General features: G+C 65.5%; 15 protein-coding genes. 10 read left to right on the top strand and 5 right to left on the bottom strand.

Annotation, left to right across the window (positions count from 1 at the left end):
- Window positions 1–64: 64 nt before the first annotated feature.
- From KTQ42_RS02540 to KTQ42_RS02530, 3 genes are all read right to left on the bottom strand, one after another.
- A complete protein-coding gene (locus KTQ42_RS02540; protein WP_217343761.1) occupies window positions 65–1,462 on the bottom strand; it encodes an IS66 family transposase in 1,398 nt (465 codons plus the stop codon).
- A 504-nt stretch (window positions 1,463–1,966) separates the two neighbouring features.
- A complete protein-coding gene (locus KTQ42_RS02535; protein ID WP_217344076.1) occupies window positions 1,967–3,364 on the bottom strand; it encodes a sensor histidine kinase in 1,398 nt (465 codons plus the stop codon).
- 1 nt (window position 3,365) lies between these two features.
- Complete coding sequence (locus tag KTQ42_RS02530) at window positions 3,366–4,031, bottom strand: response regulator transcription factor (protein WP_217344075.1); 666 nt, start codon at window positions 4,029–4,031, stop codon at window positions 3,366–3,368.
- A 208-nt stretch (window positions 4,032–4,239) separates the two neighbouring features.
- On the opposite strand from KTQ42_RS02530, the gene KTQ42_RS02525 reads away from it, so the two are divergent.
- The 7 genes from KTQ42_RS02525 to KTQ42_RS02495 all read left to right on the top strand — a co-directional run bounded on the left by KTQ42_RS02525 (window position 4,240) and on the right by KTQ42_RS02495 (window position 16,247).
- The gene (locus KTQ42_RS02525) at window positions 4,240–5,523 is read left to right on the top strand and encodes a TolC family protein (protein WP_217344074.1); all 1,284 of its coding nucleotides are present in this window, start codon (window positions 4,240–4,242) and stop codon (window positions 5,521–5,523) included.
- A complete protein-coding gene (locus tag KTQ42_RS02520; RefSeq protein WP_217344073.1) occupies window positions 5,520–6,692 on the top strand; it encodes an efflux RND transporter periplasmic adaptor subunit in 1,173 nt (390 codons plus the stop codon). Before KTQ42_RS02525 ends, KTQ42_RS02520 begins: the two co-directional genes overlap by 4 nt.
- Entirely contained in the window at window positions 6,682–9,765 is a 3,084-nt protein-coding gene (locus KTQ42_RS02515) for a CusA/CzcA family heavy metal efflux RND transporter (protein ID WP_217344072.1), read from the top strand. The genes KTQ42_RS02520 and KTQ42_RS02515 overlap by 11 nt, the downstream gene beginning before the upstream one ends.
- Before the next feature lie 63 nt (window positions 9,766–9,828).
- Window positions 9,829–10,869 carry a DUF535 family protein gene (locus KTQ42_RS02510; protein ID WP_217344071.1) on the top strand — a complete coding sequence of 347 codons (1,041 nt, stop codon included), beginning with the start codon at window positions 9,829–9,831 and terminating at the stop codon, window positions 10,867–10,869.
- 177 nt (window positions 10,870–11,046) lie between these two features.
- The gene (locus KTQ42_RS02505) at window positions 11,047–15,024 is read left to right on the top strand and encodes a Pls/PosA family non-ribosomal peptide synthetase (RefSeq protein WP_217344070.1); all 3,978 of its coding nucleotides are present in this window, start codon (window positions 11,047–11,049) and stop codon (window positions 15,022–15,024) included.
- Window positions 14,988–15,644: a 4'-phosphopantetheinyl transferase superfamily protein gene (locus tag KTQ42_RS02500; RefSeq protein WP_217344069.1), complete on the top strand. Its 657-nt coding sequence runs from the start codon at window positions 14,988–14,990 to the stop codon at window positions 15,642–15,644. The genes KTQ42_RS02505 and KTQ42_RS02500 overlap by 37 nt, the downstream gene beginning before the upstream one ends.
- Window positions 15,645–15,833: 189 nt before the next feature.
- Window positions 15,834–16,247, top strand: coding sequence for a hypothetical protein (locus tag KTQ42_RS02495; RefSeq protein ID WP_217344068.1), 414 nt, complete (start codon window positions 15,834–15,836; stop codon window positions 16,245–16,247).
- 109 nt (window positions 16,248–16,356) lie between these two features.
- Here the strand turns inward: KTQ42_RS02495 and KTQ42_RS02490 are convergent, their stop codons facing one another.
- On the bottom strand, window positions 16,357–17,229 hold the full coding sequence (locus tag KTQ42_RS02490) for an S-methyl-5'-thioadenosine phosphorylase (protein WP_217344067.1): 873 nt from the start codon (window positions 17,227–17,229) through the stop codon (window positions 16,357–16,359).
- A 23-nt stretch (window positions 17,230–17,252) separates the two neighbouring features.
- Window positions 17,253–18,239 carry a serine/threonine protein kinase gene (locus KTQ42_RS02485; RefSeq protein ID WP_217344066.1) on the bottom strand — a complete coding sequence of 329 codons (987 nt, stop codon included), beginning with the start codon at window positions 18,237–18,239 and terminating at the stop codon, window positions 17,253–17,255.
- Window positions 18,240–18,310: 71 nt separating this feature from the next.
- Between KTQ42_RS02485 and KTQ42_RS02480 the strand changes: the two genes are divergently transcribed.
- From KTQ42_RS02480 to KTQ42_RS02470, 3 genes are all read left to right on the top strand, one after another.
- Window positions 18,311–19,024, top strand: coding sequence for a UPF0149 family protein (locus KTQ42_RS02480; protein ID WP_217344065.1), 714 nt, complete (start codon window positions 18,311–18,313; stop codon window positions 19,022–19,024).
- 125 nt (window positions 19,025–19,149) lie between these two features.
- Window positions 19,150–20,643 (top strand): DUF4331 domain-containing protein, encoded by a 1,494-nt coding sequence (locus KTQ42_RS02475; RefSeq protein ID WP_217344064.1) that lies wholly within the window; start codon window positions 19,150–19,152, stop codon window positions 20,641–20,643.
- Window positions 20,644–20,653: 10 nt separating this feature from the next.
- The gene (locus tag KTQ42_RS02470) at window positions 20,654–20,896 is read left to right on the top strand and encodes a hypothetical protein (RefSeq protein WP_217344063.1); all 243 of its coding nucleotides are present in this window, start codon (window positions 20,654–20,656) and stop codon (window positions 20,894–20,896) included.
- Window positions 20,897–20,904: the final 8 nt, after the last annotated feature.

Raw genomic sequence — 20,904 nt, 5'->3', positions numbered from 1 at the left:
CGACCTACTTCTTTTGCTTCGCCGTAACTATTCAGCATTCATAGAACGCAAGACGTATGCAGCCTTAACCTGTCGAAGGCATGCGACCGCTAAATAGCATGGTCAATGCCTGTATCAGATCCTTCGATTGCTTCTGCAATGTCCCTATGTAGGAACGAATGCTGCAATACGCCTGCGCGCCCGCAAAGCTGCGGTAGCATCCGCATACCTTCTGCTTGAGCTTGGGCATGCGAAGGTCGCGCTCGGCAAGGTTGTTCGTGAACGGCACCCGTGCATCATGCATGAAACGCAGCACATCATCAGCGTGTTGCTCCAGCCGCTTGATCAGGTTGTATGTGGTGCTTTGCTTGATGCCGCCTCGCTTGTCCTTGCGGGTCAGGTCAGTCAGCCTTTGCGGATTATGCTGGCGACCCTGCTCAAGGAGCTCACGGTATCGGCGACGGTAGCTTGCAGCAACATGCTGGCTCAACACCCCATCCTCGCTGGCATCCACAGCATGATTCATCTTCACAAGCAAGCTCATCATGTCTTGCGCCCATTGCTGCCCGGTCGAGTCGATTACGAACTCCAGCTCACGCAAATGATGCGCGTTGCATAACGCATGTTGTACGTTGAAACGGTAGTAGGAAGGCCAGCCGTCATGCACGGCCACACCCTTGAAGCGCGGCAGCAGGTTCAACGCCTCCAGCGCCTGGTAGCCGCGGCGCGCATGCACCTGATAGACCACTGCGTCCTCGGTCGATGCACTGTGCATCCAGTACAGCTTGGTGCCCACGCGCATGCCCGTTTCATCGAAGTGCACTACTGGCGCCTGCAGCAGTGACTCGCCCAGCGCCTGCACCACCGGTGCCACAGCGGCGTGCGCCTGCGCAATGGCGGCATGCACGCTGGCCGGGGACATCGTCACGCCAAACAAGTCCTGCATCAGGCGCGTGCATCGCTTCATCGGCACATGCTGATACTGCGTCAGATAAACCACCGCAGCCTTGATGGTCGCACCGTACTGTGCCGCCTGCGTCACCCCCTCGGGATAGCATCCGGTATGCGCCTGGCCGCAACGGCAGCGCACACGCTGCAGGCGATGCTCAATCACCGTCATGCGAATGGCAGGCAAGTCAATGACCTGACGCCCTTGCACATCGATCGTGGCGGTGCGCAGGTCGAGTTTGCTGCCACATGCCGTGCAGCGTTGCGGTGGCTGATGCACTTGCACTTGGTCAGCCACGTCGACTCGTTTCAATGTCGATCCGGGATGTCCCTTCTGCCCGCCCGCACTGGCCTTGCCAGCCACGCGGCGTGATTTAGGCTTGCGTTTGAAGCCGTCTGACGAAGGCGGCTTGCTGGAGTTACTGCTGTTTTTAAGCAGCATCGCTTCGAGCTTGTCGAGGCGATCCCAGAGTTGCAGGATCAGCTCGTCCTTTTGCTCGAAGCTCAGAGTGGAGAGATCGGGACGTGATTTCATGACATCGCACTATGCACCTGAATGAAGGAATTTAACAGTCTGATGCTGAATAGTTACGCTTCGCCAAAAGAAGTAGGCAAGAAAAGGCGACCCGGTGATCGCGCCCCGCTGCGCGGGGTCCCCGTGACGGCGACGCCTGAAGCGGGGCGCGGCTAAACTCGCTACGCTGCGCTGCGCTGCGCTCAGACAGACGCCGCACCTTATCCGCTTCAGGCGTCGCCGTCACGGCGCGCTCAACGGGACTTCACTGCAACGGCCACTTCAAAAGCAACTGCAACTGCAACTGCAACTGTCGCTATGCGTACTTCAACCGCAACCGCGTTCGCAAACCGGCACAGCCTTATCGGCCAACTTCCGTGGTTCACCATCCGTGGAATGCCCCTGCGGGGTATTCCACCCTACGAAAGACGCCGCACCTTATACGCTTCAGCCACCGCCTTCAAGGCGCGCTCAACAAGACCTGAAGTGCTACTGCAGCCAGCCCGTTGCCCAAGCCTCCTAACCTCACCCCACAGGATGCACAGCCCCAACCTCCTGCTCCTCCTGCGCCAGCGCAAAGCTGACCGAGAAAACCGTTCCACGCCCACCGCTGCCCGGCCCCACCTTCAGCTCGGCATTGTGGTCGGTGACAATGTCGCGCACGATGGCCAGGCCTAGGCCGCTGCCAGCGACGTCATTGTTGAGCCGGTAAAACCGGCTGAAGATCAGGTCGAGTTCATTCGCCGGTATGCCCGGCCCATCGTCCTCCACCCGGAGCAGGCCGCGGCCGTCGGCTTCATGGCAGCTTACCGTGACACGGCCGCCCGGCTGGGTATAGCGGATCGCATTGTCGACCAGGTTGTCGATCAGGTCACGCAGCAGGAAACGGTCGCCGGCGATGGTCAGCGGCGCCAGCTCGAAGCCGAGGTCGATCTGCTTCTTGTCGGCTTCCTCGACGAAATGCTGGATCGAGTCCTGCACCAGCTTGTCGAGCTCCACCGGGTACAGCCGGGTCTTCTGGAACTGGGTAGGTTCGGCCCGCGCCAGCGCCAGCAGCTGGTTGGTCTGGCGGATCATGCGCTCGGTGGAGGCCAGCATCATCGCCACCGAACGGGCGCTGTCGGGGTCGTTGGCGTGGCGCCGGTCCATCCATTCGAGCTGGGTCTTCAGGCCAGCCAGCGGCGTGCGCAGCTGATGCGCGGCATTGGCCAGGAAATCCTGCTGGCTGCGGGCGGCCCGGCGCACCCGTTCCAGCAGGCCATTGAAGGCGGCGGCCACGGGCTTGAGTTCCAGTGCCATCGGATCATCCGGCAGATTGGCCAGGTCATCGTCGGCGCGGCCGTGCAGGTTGGACTGCATCGCCCGCAATGGCGCCAGGCCGCGCGTCACGGCAATCCACACAATCGCCACCGACAGCAGGGTCAGCAGAAGCTCGTGAATCAGCAGCCCGGCGAAGTTCGACCCCGAGCGCACGCTGATGCGCTTCCACAAGGTTTCGGCAACGCAAATCGTGACCGGCTCGCTGCCCACCAGCGTTGACAAGGTGATCACGCGGATTGCCACGCCGCGCATCCGGCCGTCGCGCGCCTCGGGCTCGTTCATTGCCTTCGGTTCCGGCGTTTCCGGGAAATCGGCGTCCCCGGCGACGATCTCGCCCTTGTGGTTGCGCACCACGAAATACACGGCATCGACATGGTCCAGCCGCAGCACCTGCTCGGCCTGGCGCGACAGATCGACCACGATGCCGCCATCGCGCTGCGTCACATAAGGCAGCAGCGCCCAGGCCACGTCGGCCAGGCTCTGGTCGAAGGCGATCTGGGTCGGGCGCCAGGCCAGCAGGTAGGTGCCGGCCGCGCCGATCAGGTTAAGCAGGAGCAGCGGCAACAGCAGCCACTTGAGCAGACTCAGCCGTATGCTGCGCATCTTAGCGTTCAGTTTCCAGCATGTAGCCGAAGCCGCGTATCGTGCGCAGCGCCAGGCCGGCGTCGCCGAGCTTGATGCGGATGCGCGAGACATAGACTTCCACCGCGTTCAGCGTCAGCTCCTCGCCCCACGGCAGGATGGCGTCGATGATCTGCTGCTTCGAGACAACCCGGCCGCTGTGCCGTATCAGGTATTCCAGGATGCCCCATTCGCGCACCGACAGCTCGATCGGCCGGCCGCGCACCATGGCCCGGCGCGCGGCGGTGTCCAGCGTGAGTTCGCCCATCTGCACGCTGGTCTGGGCCGGGCTGGCCCGGCGCAGCAGCGCCCTTACGCGCGCCACCAGTTCCGGCGTGGCGAAGGGCTTGGCCAGATAGTCGTCGGCACCCAGTTCCAGGCCGAACACCCGGTCTTCCACCGCGTCGCGCGCGGTCAGGAGCAGCACCGGCGTGGTGCTGCCGCGGGCGCGCAGGCGGCGCACCACCTCGAAGCCGTCGATGCCGGGCAGGCCAATGTCGAGCACCACCACGGCGATGTCGCGCCGCTGCAGCGCGAGGTCGGCATCACGGCCGTTGGACACAACGTCCACCACCATGCCATGGTTGGTCAGGTTGCGGGCGATGCCGTCGGACAGTACGGCATCGTCTTCGACTAAAAGCACATGCATTGCGTAGGGAAAAGGCGGCGAGATTCGGGAGGGCCATTGTATGTGAAAACGACAATCGCCTGCCGTCAGGATTTTGTCAGCAAATCCTCAGTTGCCTGACAGGAAGCAACTCTAGGATGACTCCGCCGGCGAGGTCTTGCGCCTGTTTTGCAATGACCGTCCGGCAAGCGCGGGATAGGACGTTGTTTCACTGATCACGTAACAGTACATGAAGAAGTTTATTCTGCTGCTCGCCTGTGCATTGTCGGGCTTGAGCGCCGCCGCCCAGGACACTGGCATGGCCCTGAGGCTGGACGATGCGCAACGCATCGCCCTGGACAGCAACCATGACCTGAGGCTGGCCCTGACGGCATTGCGCAATGCGCAGGCCGGCGTGAGGTCCGCCGATGTCGGCCCCAATCCATTGCTGACCCTGCAAACCGTCAACATCAATCCGTCCCAGGGCGTGGGCAGCGGCCCGCTGCGCAGCAAGGCGGTCGACACCACAGTGCGCATCGACCAGCAGATCGAACGCGGCGGCAAGCGCGCGCTGCGGGTCGAAAATGCGCAACTGCTGGAGCAGGCGGCGCGCAACGACCTCGGCGACGTGCGTCGACAGATGCGCCTGGCAGTGGCGCAGGCCTATTACGACCTGCTGGAAGCACAGGAGCGGCGCGACATCGTGCGCGAGACCGCCAGCCTGTACCAGAAGACCCGGGAAGCGGCCGTGCAGCGCCGCAAGGCGGGCGACATCGCCGGCGCCGACGTGGCCCGTGTCGAGGTCGATGCGCTGCGCGCCGCCAACGATGTGAACCAGGTCGAAGCCGAGGTGCGACGCGCGCAGCAGACGCTGGCGCTGGCCCTGGGCGGCCTGACCGGCACATCCGACCTGCGCGCCACCGACGCCTGGCCGGTGCCGGACCCCGACCTTGCCTATGAGGCAATGGCCGACGCGGCGATCGCCAACCGTGCCGACATCCGCGCCGCCGAGGCCCGGGTACGCGCCGCCGACGCCGCGCTGCGCCTGGCCCTGTCGCTGCGCACCCGCGACGTGACGGTCGGCGTGCAGGCCGAACACTGGCCGCAGAACGGCGCCAACAACCAGGGCAGCGGCAATAGCGTTGGCGTGTCGATCCAGATTCCGCTGTTCCTGCAGAACCAGTTCACGGGGGAAATCCGCAGCGCCCAGGCCGCGGCCGACAATGCCGCAGTGGCGCTGGAAAAGATCCGCGCCGCTGCCCGCAGCGAACTCATCATCAGCGCCAGCGACGCGCGCCAGGCAGCCATCCGCCTGCGCCGCTACGACACCGAACTCCTTGCAGCCTCGGCCAAGTCGGCGGATGCTGCTGAATACGCATTCCGCAATGGCGCGGCCGGCGTCATGGATGTGCTTGATGCGCGCCGCACCCGCCGCGCCACCCTGCTCGAAGCGGCTGCCGCCCGCGCAGACCACGCAAAAGCACTGGCTGCCTGGGAAGCCGCCAAATCCAACGCCTCCGGAGACCAGCCATGAATTCCAAGAAACGCATCCAGACAGTCCTAGCCGTCGCCGTGGCGGCCGCCATGGTGCTGGGCGCCGTCAGCCTCACCCGCCACCTGCAGGCGGCCAACCAGCCTGTCGTCGCCGAGCCCGAGCAAGTCGCCAACCCCGCCTATCAGAATGGCGTGCTGCAATATCCGGCCAATGCGCCGCAACTGTCGACGCTGCGCACCGAAACCGCTAACGCCCTGCCGCTGCCGGTGTCGGAGCCGCTCAACGGCCGCCTGGCGCTGGATGAAAACCGCACTGCCCGCATTTCCAGCCCGATCGCGGGCCGGGTGCTGGCGGTGCGCGCCGAAGTGGGCGACCGCGTCGCCCGCGACGCCGTGCTGCTGCAGGCCGATGCGCCGGAACTGGCCGCCGCCGATGCCGACAACCAGAAGGCCGTGGCCGACGAGCGCCGCAGGAAGCTGGCCTACGATCGCGCCCGCACCTTGCTGGCGCATGAAGTGGTGCCGCAGAAGGAAGTCGAGGCCGCCGAGGCGGATTACCGCCAGGCAATGGCCGAGAGCCGGCGCAGCGCCTTGCGTTTGAAAAACCTGCATGCATCCGGCGCCGACAACGGCAGGTTCAACCTGCGTTCGCCGCTGGCGGGCGTGGTGGTGGAACGCCAGGTCACGCCCGGCATGGAGCTGCGGCCGGACCAGGCCGCGCCGCTGTTCGTGGTCAGCGACCCGGCCAGGCTGTGGCTGCTGGTGGACGTACCCGAACGCAGCCTGGGCCGGGTGCAGCCCGGCCAGAAGGTCGGCATCGAGACCGAGGCCTATCCGGGCGTGCAGTTCGCCGGTACCGTCGAGAAGGTCGGCTTCGGCCTGGACCCGGCCACCCGCCGCGTACAGGTACGCTGCAGCGTCGACAATGCCGACGGCCGCCTGCGGCCGGAAATGTTTGCCCGCGTCTCCTTCCTGGCAGACAACAACCGGCGCGCAATCGCCCTGCCCAACGGCGGCCTGGTGACCGAGGGCATCCATACCTATGCCTTCGTTGAAAAGGCGCCCGGCGCCTTCGAAAAGCGCAAGGTCAGCCTGGCCCTGCGCGGGCGCGATGTGAGTTTTGTTGAAAGCGGCCTGTCGGCCGGTGAAAGAGTAGTGGTGGAAGGTGCGCTGCTGCTGAATGCAGAAATGGCGTCCCATGCTCGATAAGCTGATTCGTTTCGTCCTCAACCAGCGGATATTCGTGCTGGTGCTGACCGCCGCGCTGGCGGTCTTTGGCTACCGCTCCCTGACCAACCTGCCGATCGAGGCCTTCCCCGACGTGCAGGACGTGCAGGTGCAGATCGTCACCCAGTACCCCGGCCAGGCGCCGGAGGAAATCGAGCGTACCGTCACCCTGCCGATCGAGCGCGAGATGAGCGGCGTGCCGCGCCAGACCCAGTTGCGCTCGGTTACCATCAGCGGCCTGTCGGTGGTGACACTGACCTTTGAAGACGGCACAAATGATTATTTCGCGCGCCAGCAGGTGCTGGAAAAGCTGCAGGGCGTCAACCTGCCGACCGGCATCCAGCCTACCCTGGCGCCGCTGACCACTGCCGTTGGCGAGGTCTACCGCTATATCGTCGAGGCGCCGTCCTCGATGTCGGAATCCGAGGTGCGGGCGCTGCAGGACTGGGTGATCCGCCCGTCGCTGCGCAGCGTGTCCGGCGTGGCCGATGTGGTCAGCTTCGGCGGCGCCGTGCGGGAATACCAGGTGCGCATCGATCCGCAGGCCCTGAAACGCTACGGCATCACCATGGACCAGGTCAGCCAGGCGCTGACCAACAACAGCGCCAATGTCGGCGGCGGCTATGTCAAGCGCGGCGACGAAGGCCTGATCGTGCGCGGGATCGGCCTGTTTTCCAGCGTGGACGACATCGGCCGCGTGATCGTCAGCGCCAAGGCCGGCAAGACGGTGCTGGTGTCCGACCTGGCCGAAGTGGCCATCGGCATCCGGCCCAAGTCCGGCATCGTGGCCTTCAACCGCAGCGACAGCGTGGTGCAGGGCGTGGTGCAGATGGTCCGCGGCGGCAATGCCGCCAAGGTGGTGGAAGACATCAAGGCACGCATCGAGGAAGTCCATACCCGGCTGCCCAGGGGCGTGAAGCTGCATGCCATCTACGACCGCACCAAGCTGATCGACCACACCGTGCATACCGTGGCGGAAAACCTGCTGGTGGGCGCGGCGCTGGTGATCGCGATCCTGGTGATCTTCCTGCGCGACTGGCGTGCCGCGCTGGTGGTGGCGGCGGTTATCCCGCTGTCGCTGCTGTTTGCCTTCATCATGCTGGACCTGAAAGGCGTGCCGGCCAACCTGATCTCGCTGGGCGCGGTCGACTTCGGCATCATCATCGACAGCGCCGTGGTGCTGGTGGAAGCGCTGATGGTCAGGCTGGCGGCGCACAACTTCGATCCGACCCATGCCGACGCCGACTACCTGTGGCGCAAGGATGTGCTGCGCGGCACGCTGGTCGACCTGGGCCACCCCATCCTGTTCGCCAAGGCCATCATCATCGTCGCCTTCATCCCGATCTTCACGTTCCAGCGGGTCGAGGGCAAGATCTTCACGCCGGTGGCGCTGACGCTGAGCTTTGCGATGCTGGGCGCCATCCTGCTGACCATGACGCTGGTGCCGACCCTGCTGGCATTGCTGATGAAGCGCCATACCATGGCCGAGCGGCACAGCCCATGGATGCACTCCCTGCAGGAACGCTACCGCGCCTTCCTGCTCCGCTTGCATCCGGGCCGCTTCATGGTGTTCGGCATCTCGGCCGCGGCGCTGGCAGTCACGCTGGCGCTGGCGCCCAGGCTGGGCAGCGAGTTCCTGCCCAAGCTCGATGAAGGCAATATCTGGCTCACCATCACGCTGGCGCCTTCCAGCTCGCTGGAGCAGACCAAGCGCATCGAGGGCCAGGTGCGGGCCGTGATGCTGACCTATCCCGAGGTCGGCAACGTGATCACCCAGGTCGGCCGGCCGGATGACGGCACCGACCCCAAGGGCCCGAACAACCTGGAAGTGCTGGCCGAGCTGAAGCCGCGCGACGCGTGGCGTTTCGAGACGAAGGAAAAGATGGTGGCCGACATGTCGGCCCGGATCCGCCGCCTGCCGGGCGTGCCGACCAACTTTTCCCAGGTCATCCAGGACAACGTGGAAGAGGCGCTGTCGGGCGTGAAGGGCGAAATCGCGGTCAAGATCTTCGGGCCCGAGCTCGACGTGCTGACGCAGAAGAGCGAACAGGTTGCTGCCATCCTCAACGGCATCCGGGGCTCGGCCGACGTTGCCGCGATCCGCATCGGCGGCCAGAGCGAGCTCGACATCGTGATCGACCGCGACCGTATCGCCCGTCTCGGCATGAACGTCTCGGATGTCAATGCATCGATCCAGACCGCGCTGGCCGGCAATGCGGTCAACCAGTTCTACGAAGGCGACCGCCGCTTCGACATCACGGTGCGGCTGCGCGCCGACGCGCGGGAATCGGTCGATGACATCGCGGCCATTCCGGTGCCGCTGCCGGGCGGCGGCACGATCAACCTGGGCGATGTCGCCAGGGTGCAGACCCGCCAGGGCGCGGCACGCATCAGCCGCGAGGCGGGCGGGCGCAATGCCTCGGTCAAGGCCAACCTGATCGGCCGCGACCAGGGCAGCTTTGTCGCCGAAGCCCAGCGCAAGGTCAGGGAACAGGTGGTACTGCCTGCCGGCTACAGCATGACCTGGGGCGGCCAGTTCGAGAACCAGCAACGCGCGGTGCGCCGGCTGACGGTGATCGTGCCGGTCACGGCGCTGCTGATCTTCTCGCTGCTGTTCTGGGCCTTCCGTTCGGTCGGCAAGGCCACCCTGGTGCTGTCCATCGTGCCCTTCGCCCTGATCGGCGGCATCGCCGGCCTGGCCGCTGCCGGCCTGCATTTCTCGGTGTCGGCGGCGGTTGGCTTCATCGCCGTGGCCGGCATCTCGGTGCAGAACGGCGTGATCATGGTCGAGCAGATCATGGAACTGGCCGGCAATGGCGCGGCTTCGCTGGAAAGCGCGGTAGAAGGCGCGGTGGCGCGCCTGCGTCCGATCCTGATGACGGCGCTGATGGCGGGCCTGGGCCTGTTGCCGGCGGCGCTGTCGCATGGCGTCGGCTCGGAAACGCAGCGGCCGTTCGCGGTGGTGATCGTCGGCGGCATCGTCTCGGCCACCTTCTTCACGCTGCTGCTGCTGCCGCTGGCCTACGGCTACTTCGCGCGCACGCCGGCGGAATAGCCGCATGCAGCGTTACCAGCGCCAAGAACACTAATAAAAAATAGTAACGATGAGAGACGAGACATGTATCCCCTTCTTGACACGATGCTGCTGTGGACCGTGCGCGCGCTGGCGGGCAGCACGGCCGCGCAGCGGATAGGCGCTGCCACAGAATGGCTCTATCCTGCAGCCGACCCCAGGACGGCGCGCTACCGGCGCAGCAAGATGCTGCTGCGCTCGCTGACCCACCTCGGCCCGACCATGCGGGTCCTGAACTGCCTCTGGGACAGCAAGCTATTGCTGGCATTGCTGCGGCAGCATCCCTACCTTGCCGAGAAAATACATCGTCCCTACAGCTACAAGAGCCTTAATGCCAATGCCCGCGCTGGCAATCTGATATCGCATTACGAATTCGTGCTGCGACAGCCCGGCGCCCAACTGCTGCTCGAAGCCATGCAGGCCGATGCCGTCCTGGCCGAATTCACCGGCAGGAGCGGCGCCAGTTACCGGTTGCGCCTGGGCTCGGCGCGAGACCTGCCCAAGGAAGGCGAACTGATGCTGCGACTGGAATGCGAGGGCTTCACGCTGCTCAAGACCGCCTTCACCTGCGGCAGCAGGAACGGCGTGCCCGGCCTGGTCGTCGGGTGCTGGCAGGGGAATAATTGCCCGACCAGCCGCGACAGGATGCGGGACGCCACCCGTCACCTGTGGGGCCTGCGACCGCGCGACCTGCTCTTCACCGGCTTGCAGGCGGTAGCCGCGGCGTGCGGGCTGCAGGGCATGGCGGGCATTGGCAACGCGCAGCACATCTACCGCCACTGGCGCAAGCGCCGTGCCATCGTCCAGTCGTATGACGCGATCTGGACCGATATGGGCGGCACCGAAGGCCCCGATGGCCTGTTCAGCCTGCCGCTGGAGCATCAGCGCCGGCCCCTCAATGCCTATCCGTCGAACAAGCGCGGCGCGGCAGCACGCCGCCATGCGCTGGAAGACCAGCTGCTGGCCCAGTTGATCGCTGCCTTCGCTGCATCGCAAGCGGAGCAGGAACAAACGAGGTCCACCCCTGCGGCCATGGATGAAAACAGCATCATGCGCAGCGGCTGGAAGACAGTGGCACATTCATAATGCCAGTCAGGCAAGTACAAAATATTTTCGTGGCGGAGGTCAACCGCCGCGCTTTTCGTCCGCTAATGAGTGACTCACTTGATGGACGAAATAATGCCTCTGGATCTGCCATCCGATATCGATTCTGCAAGCCTGGAATTCTCCCTTGATGCATTAAACAGCCAGCGGCAACCGTCCATGCTGATGGGCCCTCACCGGCCCGACTTCATCCGCGACGAAATCCTTGCCGACCTGCTGGAAGCTACCGCCCGGCGCATGCCGCACAAGACGGCGCTGGTCGACGGCATGCAGTCGCTGACCTATGCCGAACTCGATCATGCCGCCAGCCTTGCCGCATCCCGGCTGATCGAGGCCGGGATCGGCCCGGGCCAGATCGTTGGCCTGTGGCTGCCGCGCGGTGCAAACCTGCTGGTGATGCAGGCGGCCATTGCCAAGACGGGCGCGGCCTGGCTGCCGTTCGATGCCGACACGCCCCTGGCCCGCATCCAGGCCTGCCTCGAAGACGCGCAATCGCCGGGTCTGGTAGGTTGCAGGGACGCGGCCGGCCAGCTGGCGGCGCTGCCCTTCCCGACATGGCTGGCCGAGGACCTGCTGCTGCCGGCAACGGTACCCCTGCGCCAGCGCGGCCAGGTGCTTCCTACCGATCCGGCCTATGTGATCTACACGTCAGGCTCCACTGGCAAACCCAAGGGCATCGAAATCAGCCAGGGCGGGATCTGCCATTTCCTGCGCAGTGAAAACAGCGTGCTCGGCGTGCGCGAGAGCGACCGGGTATACCAGGGCTTTTCCGTGGCCTTCGACATGTCGTTCGAGGAAATCTGGATCAGCTACCTGGTCGGCGCCACGCTCTGGATTGCGCCGCGCGCGGTGGCCACCGATCCCGAAGCGCTGCCACAGGCGCTGGCCGCCAACGGCGTCAGCGTGCTGCATGCGGTGCCTACCCTGCTGGCCCTGTTCAAGCAGGACGTGCCAGGCCTGCGCATCATCAACCTGGGCGGCGAGATGTGCCCGCAGGCCCTGGTGGCGCGCTGGGCGCGGGAGGGCCGGCAGGTATTCAACAGCTATGGCCCCACCGAAGCGACAGTTTCGGCCAGCATGACCGTGCTGCACTCGGGCGAACCGGTCACCATCGGTTCGCCGCTGCCGAACTACGGCCTCCTGGTGCTGGACGCAGGCAGCGGCGACGCGCTGCGTCTGGCGCCGCGTGGCGAGGCTGGCGAGCTCTGCATCACCGGCCCCGGCGTAGCCCGTGGCTACCTCGGCCGCGCCGAACTCACCGCCGAAAAATTCATTGCCAATCCATGGGCAGCCAGCGCCGCCCATGCCCGCATGTACCGCACCGGCGACCTGGCGCGCATCGATGAGAATGGCCAGGTGCAATGCCTGGGCCGCACCGATGACCAGATCAAGATCCGCGGCTTCCGGGTCGAGCTGGGCGAGATCGAGGCCGTGCTGATGCGCCAGCCGGGCATCGGGACCGCGGCCGTGGTGCTGCGCAGCGAGGAAGGCATCGAGAAACTGATTGCCTTTTATGTTGCCGAAAGCGGCCGGGCAACCGGGCGCACCGCGCTGCGCGCCGCCCTCGCCGCCAGCCTGCCGCCCTACATGGTGCCAGGCCATTTCGAGGCGCTGGCGCAGATGCCGCGCCTGATATCGGGCAAGATCGACCGCAATGCGCTGCGCGCCCTGCCGCTTGCCATCGCCGTAGCCGCCGGCGGCGACCTGCCCGGCACGCCGGCGGAAGCGGCGCTGTTCGATGCGCTGCGCGTGCTGTTTCCCGGCCAGACGATCCGGCGCGATGCCGATTTCTTTTCCGACCTGGGCGGTCACTCCCTGTTCGCGGCGCGCCTGGCGTCGGCGCTGCGCGCCATGCCGGGCTACGCCCATGTCACCGTGCGCGACGTCTACCAGCATCGCACCGTGTCGGGCATCGCCGCGGCCATCGCCGCGAGCCAGCCGCAAGCCGCCGCCGCGCCGGCCACGCAGCCGCCGGCGGTGCGCATCGCCGCCTGGCGCCGCTGGCGCTGCGGCGCGGCCCAGGCCATTGCCGCCCCCGCGCTGATGACCCTGCGCATGGCGCAGTGGCTGGCGCCCTTCTTCACCTATCACTTCTACACCGGCGATCCGGGCGACTCGATTGCGCTGGCAGTGACGGCCTCAGCCGGCGTCTTCCTGCTAATGACCCTGCTGGCCTTCGCCATCTCGGCGGCCGGCGTGCGCCTGGTGGCCGGCAATCTCAAGCCCGGCAGTTACCCGCTCTGGGGCCTGACCTACTTCCGCTGGTGGCTGGGCGACCGTCTGGCCGAAGCGGCGCCGACCTATCTGCTGGCCGGCTCCTCGCTGTATGTCCGCTGGCTGCGCTCGCTCGGCGCCCGGGTCGGCCATGACGCGCTGGTCGGCTCGATCACGCTGCGGGTGCCGTCGCTGCTGGCCATCGGCGACGGCGCCAGCATAGGCCATGCGGTCAACCTGGAAAACGCCCATGTGCAAGGTGGCCGGCTGCACCTCGGCCGTATCGACATCGGCGCGGGCGCCTTTGTCGGTTCCTATGCGGTGCTGGAAGGCGATACCGCGCTTGGCGCCGACGCCCATCTCGACGGCCAATCCGCGCTGACCGCCGGCATGCGGATACCCGCCGGCCGCTGCTGGACCGGCTCGCCGGCGCGCGACGCCGGCGCCTTCGACCGCGCAGCGCAGCCGCCACGGCCGGCCGTGTCGCGCCGCCGCCTTGCGATGGAAACCGCATTCTTCGGCGTCGGTGCGCTGCTGGTGGCGCTGCTGTTCTTCCTGCCGGTGTTCCCGGCATTCATGCTGATCGACTGGCTGGGCGAGCCGGGCCGCTTCGGCTGGCTGCAGTCGGAAAACGTGCCGACCCAGCTGGCGCGCTACTTCCTGCTGGCGCTGCCGGCGTCGGCGCTGCTGATCGTCTGCACCGTGCTGCTGTCGGTCGGCATCCGCTGGACCGTGCTGCCACGATTGAAACCCGGTTCCTGGCCGGTGCACAGCATCGTCTATTGCCGCAAGTGGCTGGTGAACCAGATCCAGGAAGCCAGCCTGCATGTGCTGCACGGCGTCTATGCCACCGTCTACTCGGGGCTGTGGTACCGCCTGCTCGGCGCCAAGGTGGGCCGGGATGCGGAGATCTCTTCCGCGCTGGGCGTGGTGCCCGACATGCTGACGCTGGGCGATGAAACCTTCATTGCGGACGCGGTGATGCTGGGCGACGAGCATATCGATGGCGGCTGGATGACCATGCAGCCCACCGTGATCTCGCGCCGCAGCTTCGTCGGCAACGGCGCCTATGTGCCGGACGGCACGGTGCTGCCGGAAAACACCCTGATCGGCGTGCATAGCCGCGCGCCGTCGAACAGCCAGATGCAGCCGGGCGATACCTGGCTGGGCACGCCGCCGATCAATCTGCCGGCACGCGAAGGCACCACCGGTTTTCCGGAGACGCTGACCTTCCGGCCGTCCCGCCTGCGCCGCCTGTGCCGTGGCAGCGTCGAGGCATTCCGCATCGCCGCGCCGCACGCGATCATGACCGCAGTGGGCTACGTGGTGGTGCTCGACCTGATGCCGGCGGCAGAAGCCGGCCGCTGGGGCGACGTGACACGCGGCCTGGCGCTGGCCGGCCTGTCCTATGGCATCGGCACGCTGCTCTTCGTGGCCGCGCTGAAATGGCTATTCATGGGCCGCTATCGTGCCCGCACCGTGCCGATGTGGACGCCCTTCGTCTGGCTGTCCGAAGCGGTGACCAGCATGTATGAAGGCATTACCGTGCCCAACTTCCTGCGCTACCTGCGCGGCACGCCGTGGCTGCCGCTGGCCCTGCGGCTGCTGGGCACCCGGATCGGCGCCGGCGTCTACATGGACACCACCGACATCACCGAATTCGACTGCGTGACGATTGGTGCAAACAGCGAAATCAATGCGCTGGCCTGTCCGCAGACCCATCTCTTCGAAGACCGGGTGATGAAGATCGACCACGTGCTGATAGGCGAAGGCGTCTGCATGGGTCCGCGCAGCGCGGTGCTGTATGGCGCCCGCATCGGCGATGGCGCGCGACTGAACGCGCTGACCCTGGTGATGAAGGGTGAGGTAATCCCCGCCGGCAGCGCATGGCGCGGCTGCCCGGCGGCGCCGGCCCACGCATGAGAGGCGACGGCGCATCCGGCGCCAGGCTGGCGCCGCACTGGAGGGCTGGCTCCGGACCAGGCTCCGGCATGCCGACGCCTGCGCCGGACGGCAGCCTTTCTATCATTGCCGTGCCGACGCCGCGGACGAACCTGCGCGGCCAGGCGCGTGAACTGGTGCGCGACGCCTTGCGCGCATCGCTCGCAAAGCTTCTGGGCTGCGCGCCTGAAGCAGTGCCGCTGGAGAGCGAGCCGGGCCAAGCGCCAGCGCTGATGCTGCCGACTGCATCGATTCATCTGTCCATCAGCCATGAAGCAGGGCTGTCGCTGGCGGCCATGCGCGTGGGCGGACGGATCGGCGTCGACCTGATGGCATTGGGGGACGCCGCCCTGCCAGACCAGGAAACGCTGGCGCGGGACTATCTGGGGCCTCGCATGGCCGCCGCCTTGAACGGGACGCCGGCACCGCAACGGCAAGCTGCATTTGCGCGCGCGTGGAGCAGCCATGAAGCCTGCCTGAAATGCCTGGGCATGCCGCTGCAGGAATGGTCGCCCGAGCTTGCAACGCGCATGCGCAGGTGTCGCCTGGTTGAAATTGCATTGCCGCCAAATTACATCGGGATGGCAGCGTTGCTCGATTAGGTACATTGCCTGCTCGCCGTTGTTCTTGCAAGGCGCCTCATCAGCTTGCCCCCTGCTTGGGGTTTCCTTGTACTTCGTATCTATCCATGCCACAGAACTGGTTCGCAATTGCAGCAGGTTGGCTTACCAAGATCCCATGGGCCTGCCAGATTGAAGCTTTATTGCGCACCGTTCCCAGGAGAAATGAAAATGGACAAGATATCAAACAAGGTCATCGCCTTGCTGCAACTGGCCCGCAAGGACCCGGCGCTGGTAGACAGGATCAGCACGATCATGGCTGAGGAGAAGCGGGTTGATGCCCTGCTCGCATTCTCAGCGCAGAACGCGATCGCGATCGACTGCACTGAAATTACCGCTGGCTGCGAAGCGCTGATCAAGGCCAACATTCCGTTTCTTTCGGATGAAGACCTCCAGGAAATCAACGGCGGCCTGATCGGACAGAATATGGCGGAGGAAATGGCATGCATGGTGTTTAAGGAGCAGGCCTTTAACGCAAAAATCAGGGAGATGAGAAGCAGGGGCTGTAGTAAGGAATTAATTGATCGATACGCTTTTGTTTACAACAACCCCGGCAGGAAAGTTGTTTTCGATTTCAACTCCTGACAACAACACTGGCAGTTCGTGGGTTACGCTGGCCAGGGGCAGTGTTGGAGCAACCGCAACGCTGCGCCAAGCCGCCGCCGGCAAAGAGGGAAATGGCAAATAGGCAGCGTCAAAGATACTTGCGAAGCAAGGGCAACAGCCGCTCCCTGGTCGCTTCCGGCATCGCCGCCGGCGGCGTCACCAGCGCCTGCTTCAGCGCGTCATGCGCCTTCGACGGCGGCGCATCGGCGGCCAGCCGGCGCACGCAGGCGCGCAGCACATTCTGCGCATTGGCGGCGTTATGCATCAGGTTGGCAATCGCGATCTCGGCCGTCACTGCGTCATGTCCTTCATGCCAGCAGTCGTAGTCGGTCACCAGCGCCAGGGTGGCGTAGGCAATCTCGGCTTCGCGCGCCAGGCGCGCCTCGGGCATGTTGGTCATGCCGATTACCGAGGCATCCCACGAGCGGTACAGGCGCGACTCGGCCAGCGTGGAAAACTGCGGCCCCTCGATGCAGACATAGGTGCCGCCGCGATGCAGCATGGCGGCAGGCAGCGCGCAGTCGGCATAAGCCTCTGCCAGCACCCCCGACAGCGCGGCGCATACCGGCTGCGCGAGGCTGACATGGGCCACCGCGCCGTCGCCGAAGAAGGTGCCGGCGCGGTGCCGCGTCAGGTCGATGAACTGGTCCGGCAGCACCATGTGGCGCGGCACCAGCGCTTCTTTCAGCGAACCCACTGCCGAGACCGACATCAGATAATCCACGCCGAGCGACTTCATTGCCCAGATATTGGCCCGGTAAGGCAGGTCGCCTGGGAGTGTTGAATGGCCCCGGCCATGGCGTGCAAGGAACGCGACCGGCACGCCGTCGAGCAGGCCGGTGACGATGGCATCCGACGGCTTGCCGAACGGCGTGTCCAGCATGATTTCACGCGCCCCGGACAGGCCCTCCATCTTGTACAGCCCGCTGCCGCCGATGATGCCAAAACGTATCGCTTCCATAGTGCTCCGTGTCAGGTTTTCAGTCATGCCGGCCACAGGGGCGGCTCGGTCATCAGCGCCACCTGCTCCCGCAATTCGAGGATGCGGTCCTGCCAGTAGCGCTGGGTATTAAACCAGGGGAAGGCCGCCGGAAAGGCCGGGTCGTCCCAGCGCCTTGCCAGCCAGCCTGAATAATGAATCAGCCGCAGCGTGCGCAGCGCCTCGATCAGGTGCAGTTCGCGCGGGTCGAATTCGCAGAAGTCTTCATAGCCGGCCAGCAGGTCAGACAACTGGCGCACCATGTCGGCCCGATCGCCGGAGAGCAGCATCCACAGGTCCTGCACCGCCGGACCGTTGCGGCTGTCGTCGAAGTCGACGAAATGGGGGCCGTCCGGCGTCCACAGCACATTGCCGACATGGCAGTCGCCATGCAGCCGAAGCAGGCGCACCTCGCCGGCCCTTTGATAGCAGCCGCGCACGCCGTCAAGCGCCTGGTCGATCACGCTGCGCCAGGCCGACAGCAGCTCGGGCGGGATGAAATCGTGGGCCAGCAGGAAGTCGCGCGGCTCGATGCCGAAGGTGTCGAGGTCCAGCGCCGGCCGCGTTCCGTAAGGTTCAAGCGCGCCAACCGCGTGGATGCGGCCAAGGAAGCGGCCCATCCATTCCAGCGTGTCGCGGTCATCGAGCTCCGGCGCGCGGCCGCCATGGCGCGGAAACACGGCGAAGGCAAAGCCGCCGTGGTGATGCAGCGTGGCGCCGTTGATGCGCGATGCCGGCACCACTGGAATCTCCCGCGCCGCCAGTTCGTCGACGAAGGCATGCTCTTCCAGGATTTGCGCATCGCTCCAGCGGTGCGGCCGGTAGAACTTGGCCACCACCGGCGGACCGTCCTCCATGCCGATCTGGTAGACCCGGTTTTCATAGCTGTTCAGGGCCAGCAGGCGGCCGTCGCTGTAAAGGCCCAGGGTATCGAGCGCGTCGAGCACGAGGTCGGGCGACAGCGTGGCGTAGGAGGTGGCGGAATGGGTCATCCGCGCATTCTACGTCGGACGCGCCCGAACGGTTAAACTAGGCGCCCCGCTTCTCTCTCATTTCAAACGCCATGCATCTGGATGAACCGCTTTCCGACAAGGAATTCAACGAACTCGACACCTTCCTGCTTTCGGACCGCTGCGGCGACGACTGCATGACCATGGATGCGCTGCACGGCTACCTGACTGCACTGGCCATCGGCCCGCAGGAAGTGCCGTTTGCCGAATGGCTGCCACGGGTCTGGGGCGCCACGCCCGAGGATGCGCCGGCCTTCAAGAACGACAGGGAAGCCCAGCGCATCACCACGCTGATCGCGCGCTTCATGAATGAAGTGGCGATGACCTTCGAGGTGGCGCCCAAGGAATTCGAGCCGCTGTTCTGCGAGCACCAGTGGAATGGCCGCACCGTGCTCGACGGCGAAGCCTGGGCCTGGGGCTTCTGGGAAGGCATGCAGCTGCGTGCCGATGCCTGGCAGCCGATCTATGAATCGCCGCTGGCGCCGCTGTTGCGGCCGATCTACCTGCTGGGCGCGGAAGAGATCGAGGAAGAGGAACTGGCGCTGGTCGACGATCCGGGCAAATGCCACAAGCTGACCATCGAGGTCGAGGCGGCGATACCGCATATCCACAAGTTCTGGGCGCCGTTGCGCAAGTCGGCGGTGACCACGGTCAGGCATGAAACCGCCGCACCGGGCCGCAATGACGTCTGTCCCTGCGGTAGCGGCAAGAAGTACAAGAAATGCTGCGGCGCTGCCGCCGGGCCGGACCAGACGGGTAAGGATTGATTGAAAACAAAGGCCTGGCAGGTCGCGAAAATAGTTGAATCCGATTAGCCTGCCGCTGCATACAAGTCATCACAGCGTTCCGTTGTGCCGAATCCGTTCGGCTCCATCCAACCGAGGAGATGACCATGCGACTTGCCCTGCCCTTGCTGAAAACCACCTTATTGGCCACTGCCGTGGCCGGCGCGTTTGCACTGCCCGCCGCCGCGTCCAGCCATCGCGAAGGCCCCTACATTACCGGCGCGCCCAAGGTGGACGGCACCGACTTCTACATGTTTCGCAGCTACGAGAGCGGACGGCAGGACTACGTGACGCTGCTGGCCAACTACATTCCGTTCCAGGATCCGCAGGGCGGCCCGAACTTCAACCAGTTCGATCCCAACGCGCTGTACGAAATCCACATCGACAACAATGGCGACGCCAAGGAAGACATCACCTTCCAGTTCCGCTTCAAGAGCACTTCCAAGCGCACCGCGCTGCCGGTCGGCGACAAGCAGGTACTGATACCGCTGATCAATTCCGGCCCGGTCGATGGCATCAACCCGGCCAGCCTGAACGTGCGCGAAACCTATACGGTGGGCATGGTGCGCGGCGACCGTCGCAGCGGACAGCGCGCCAGCCTGACCAACCTGTCGGCCGGCGGCATGGAATTCGACAAGCCGGTCGACAACATCGGCGAGAAGTCCTTCCCCGGCGGCTATGCGGCCTATGCCAACCAGCACATCTACAACGTCGCCATTCCCGGCTGCGGCAATGGCCGGGTGTTCGTCGGCCAGCGCAAGGAGCCGTTCTATATCGCGGTCGGCAAGATCTTCGACCTGGTCAACCTGAACCCGCTCGGACCGGAAGTCGGCGGCAACAGGAATGACCTCGAACAGAAGAATGTCAGCACCATCGCGCTGGAAGTGCCGGCAGCCTGCCTGGCCGCCGCAGGCGACCCGGTGATCGGTGGCTACACCACCGCCAGCGTGCGCCAGGGCCGTCTCGCCAATCCGGCGCCTGCCTCCGGCCTGGCCAATGCCAGCAAGGAAGGCGGCGCGTGGACCCAGGTGTCGCGGCTGGGCATGCCTCTGGTGAATGAAGTCGTGATCGGCCTGGACGACAAGGACCGCTTCAATGCATCCAAGCCGCAGAACGATGCCCAGTTCGCCAACTATGTCACCAACCCGGCGCTGCCCAAGCTGATCGAATCCCTGTTCCCCGCGGCCAAGGCGCCCACCAACTTCCCGCGCACTGACCTGGTGACCGTATTCCTCAAGGGCATCAAGGGCGTGAACCAGCCGGCCAACGTGACCGCCTCGGAAATGCTGCGCCTGAACACCTCGATCGCGGCCACGCCGGCGGCCTCGCAAAGTCCGCTGGGCGTGGCGGCCGGCGACAATGCCGGCTTCCCCAACGGCCGCCGTCCGGCCGACGACGTGACCGACCTGTCGTTGCGGGTGGCGATGGGCGCGCTGTGCGTGCTGACCGGTGCGGCAGATGCGCTGCAGGTCGGCTGCAAGCCGGCGGATGCGCCCGCTGGCGGCCTCGTACTGACCGATGGTGTGCGCAAGACCGCCGCCGACTACCAGGCTACCTTCCCCTACCTGACCACGCCGCTGTCGGGCGCCACCAACAATTAAGGAGCAGGCGATGATGACCAAGCGATCCTACGTCGCGCTGGCGCTGCTGCTGGCGCTGGCCGCCTGCGGCGGTTCCAGCAACGACCATGGCAATGGCAATGACGGCGGCCAGGCCGCCAACCCCGGCCCGGCCGATGCCTTCCTCGCGAAGGTGCAGGCGCTGATAGGCACCAGCCCGGACAACACCGAGCCGGAGTCCATCGACGCCGTTGCCGTCACCACGCCGGAAACGACGGAGCCGGCGCCGCTGTAGCCGGCAGG

It is taken from the genome of Noviherbaspirillum sp. L7-7A, from assembly GCF_019052805.1.
Classification (GTDB): domain Bacteria; phylum Pseudomonadota; class Gammaproteobacteria; order Burkholderiales; family Burkholderiaceae_D; genus Noviherbaspirillum_A.
This window is presented reverse-complemented; position numbering and strand designations above follow the sequence as displayed.

Excerpts from the sequence above, each read along its gene's own strand:
- KTQ42_RS02485 (WP_217344066.1), bottom strand. The coding sequence starts at position 18,239 with ATGACCCATTCCGCCACCTCCTACGCCACGCTGTCGCCCGACCTCGTG.
- KTQ42_RS02540 (WP_217343761.1), bottom strand. The coding sequence starts at position 1,462 with ATGAAATCACGTCCCGATCTCTCCACTCTGAGCTTCGAGCAAAAGGAC.
- KTQ42_RS02475 (WP_217344064.1), top strand. The coding sequence starts at position 19,150 with ATGCGACTTGCCCTGCCCTTGCTGAAAACCACCTTATTGGCCACTGCC.
- KTQ42_RS02520 (WP_217344073.1), top strand. The coding sequence starts at position 5,520 with ATGAATTCCAAGAAACGCATCCAGACAGTCCTAGCCGTCGCCGTGGCG.
- KTQ42_RS02490 (WP_217344067.1), bottom strand. The coding sequence starts at position 17,229 with ATGGAAGCGATACGTTTTGGCATCATCGGCGGCAGCGGGCTGTACAAG.
- KTQ42_RS02495 (WP_217344068.1), top strand. The coding sequence starts at position 15,834 with ATGGACAAGATATCAAACAAGGTCATCGCCTTGCTGCAACTGGCCCGC.
- KTQ42_RS02505 (WP_217344070.1), top strand. The coding sequence starts at position 11,047 with ATGCTGATGGGCCCTCACCGGCCCGACTTCATCCGCGACGAAATCCTT.
- KTQ42_RS02510 (WP_217344071.1), top strand. The coding sequence starts at position 9,829 with ATGTATCCCCTTCTTGACACGATGCTGCTGTGGACCGTGCGCGCGCTG.
- KTQ42_RS02470 (WP_217344063.1), top strand. The coding sequence starts at position 20,654 with ATGATGACCAAGCGATCCTACGTCGCGCTGGCGCTGCTGCTGGCGCTG.
- KTQ42_RS02535 (WP_217344076.1), bottom strand. The coding sequence starts at position 3,364 with ATGCGCAGCATACGGCTGAGTCTGCTCAAGTGGCTGCTGTTGCCGCTG.
- KTQ42_RS02500 (WP_217344069.1), top strand. The coding sequence starts at position 14,988 with ATGGCGCGGCTGCCCGGCGGCGCCGGCCCACGCATGAGAGGCGACGGC.
- KTQ42_RS02525 (WP_217344074.1), top strand. The coding sequence starts at position 4,240 with ATGAAGAAGTTTATTCTGCTGCTCGCCTGTGCATTGTCGGGCTTGAGC.
- KTQ42_RS02480 (WP_217344065.1), top strand. The coding sequence starts at position 18,311 with ATGCATCTGGATGAACCGCTTTCCGACAAGGAATTCAACGAACTCGAC.
- KTQ42_RS02515 (WP_217344072.1), top strand. The coding sequence starts at position 6,682 with ATGCTCGATAAGCTGATTCGTTTCGTCCTCAACCAGCGGATATTCGTG.
- KTQ42_RS02530 (WP_217344075.1), bottom strand. The coding sequence starts at position 4,031 with ATGCATGTGCTTTTAGTCGAAGACGATGCCGTACTGTCCGACGGCATC.